The following is a 1,924-nucleotide window of genomic DNA, read 5'->3' as shown; positions in this document are numbered from 1 at the left end:
AGCTCTCCTGGCCTATGGACTTGTGGATAAGCCATTCTGAGAGTAAGGTGAATGAACTAACAAACCGGGAATAGCTCTTATTTTTCCTGAATTTTGTTCCAGATCCCCGGACCTAGCTAAACCAGTTAGCTGTAAATAGTTATTCCCATCATTGTCCAGGGTATTAATTTTACATTGTTCATTATTTAATAATGCTTTAATAACTGGTAAATTCTTATATCGATTTTCCGCTAATATGAGCCCTAAGGCCGTTTTTCCTTCACTATCTTTTATTTCGGTATTTATCCTATTATTACCAAGTGCCACTAAAATAAGCTCCTCACAAGCCTTCTCTGCAATTAAATGTAACAGAATAGAGTTGTATTTGCTGGTTTTTTGATTTGGATTAAAATCCTCGCGCTGAAATAAAAGCCTTAAAAAGGATAAAAAATTATAACTTCCAAATTTTTCGAGAACCTCAAAAAATGTTGGCTCATTTTCGATGCGATAGTTGACATCAAACTTATCTTGCTCAAGTAAAAAGGTAACGATGGTATCGCGATTAAAGCCTGATTGCTCTATGTAATAAATAAAGAAGTTTTTATTTTGTTTATCAACCTCGTTTAAATTGGCTCCAGCTGCTATTAATTTTTCTAAAAAGTTTGAAAAATTATATTCTTTTGCATGCTTGGATTGGGCTAAAGCATGTAGGACCGAGCTCCCCTCTATAGTTTTATCAGTAATTGCATATTGTTTTTCGGTAAGTTGGGATAAAATTTGCTCTGGATTACTTGCGCGATTAATTATTTCAAGAAGCTGGGTAAAGTCCATAAATATGCTCTATGGTTGAAGATGGCCAATCCTAGCAAATATTTCTTAAACTAGTATTAAGAATGAAGCTAAGATTATATATTCAGGAATCTATCTTGTAGAAATCTCTTCAAGAGTTACTGCAGATAAAACAAACGTACCCTATGTATCCAAGACCAACTCCGACCAAATAAAAAGAGGAGAAAATTATTGCATTTATCTACCTAAGGATTCTTCACTAATAAATACTCCAAATCACCATATCACTCTTGGGTGGTGTCAATAGGTTTAAATTAGGATTAGGAGGTAGCAGTTGGACTTTATCATGCCCCCTCATCATAATTTTGAAAAAATTTATTCCAGTTTAGGCAGCAACTCCCTAGCAGGCAACTCCTCTTTCTTGGATTTGCGCGCAAAAAAACCCCCAACATAACTAAACAAAGAACGATTAACATTGGCCTCTCTACTTGGCTCTCCGTTCTCCGTAATTTCAATGGGCGGATAGAGGTTATCCTGGACTCTCTTAAAACCAGAAAACACGCACTTTAAAAGCAAGGGTAAAAAACTTAACATTAAAAGCATACTAGTCAAATTGGTAGATTCATTAAAAAGAGCATAATTGGCAAGGGCTTGGAACATGGCCACAGCTATTGCTATCCCCATGGTAGTGGAGATAAGTTGCGATTCATTAATATTACGATTATCCAAAGGTAAATCGGAGGTTTCATTTATTTGATAAAAAGAAATCCATAACCATAATAAATCGAATGCAACGCTATACCAATGCTGTTGGTTCATTTCATTAACGTCCGCACCCAGCACACGAGCTAAATCAAAAGTCATTTTGCCACTTTTCATCGCTAAAGCCATGGTAGGTTTTTCTTGTGAATTAGCTAAAGGAGCAAAGCGTTGAATGAATAAACTTTTAGGCAAGTTAATATCAAATAGTTCATAAAAACTTTTCTGGGAACCAAATAATCGCCGCAATTGCTCTTCGCTAATATTCGCCAAAGCCCCTGATATAGGCGCGGATTTTTAGACGAAAAAAAGGTATTTTTAAGAGCTATTCTTCTAATATAAGAGGGGAATAGAATGACCAAAAAGCGAAATTATTACACTGCATCAAAAAAATCAA

The 1,924-nt window shown here is 35.4% G+C and carries 1 protein-coding gene and 1 pseudogene; both read right to left on the bottom strand.

What is annotated here, in order from left to right; all coding sequences use genetic code 11:
- Positions 1 to 12 precede the first annotated feature (12 nt).
- Entirely contained in the window at positions 13 to 810 is a 798-nt protein-coding gene (locus tag ELY15_RS15420) for an ankyrin repeat domain-containing protein (protein ID WP_127101592.1), read from the bottom strand.
- Positions 811 to 1,143: 333 nt separating this feature from the next.
- Positions 1,144 to 1,818, bottom strand: a pseudogene (locus ELY15_RS15415) (cation-transporting P-type ATPase); the annotation flags it as partial.
- Between the last annotated feature and the right edge of the window lie 106 nt (positions 1,819 to 1,924).

This window comes from Legionella sp. km772 (genome assembly GCF_003989735.1).
GTDB lineage: Bacteria > Pseudomonadota > Gammaproteobacteria > Legionellales > Legionellaceae > Legionella.
Note: the sequence above shows the minus strand (reverse complement) of the source record. Positions and strands in the feature narration are given on the sequence as shown.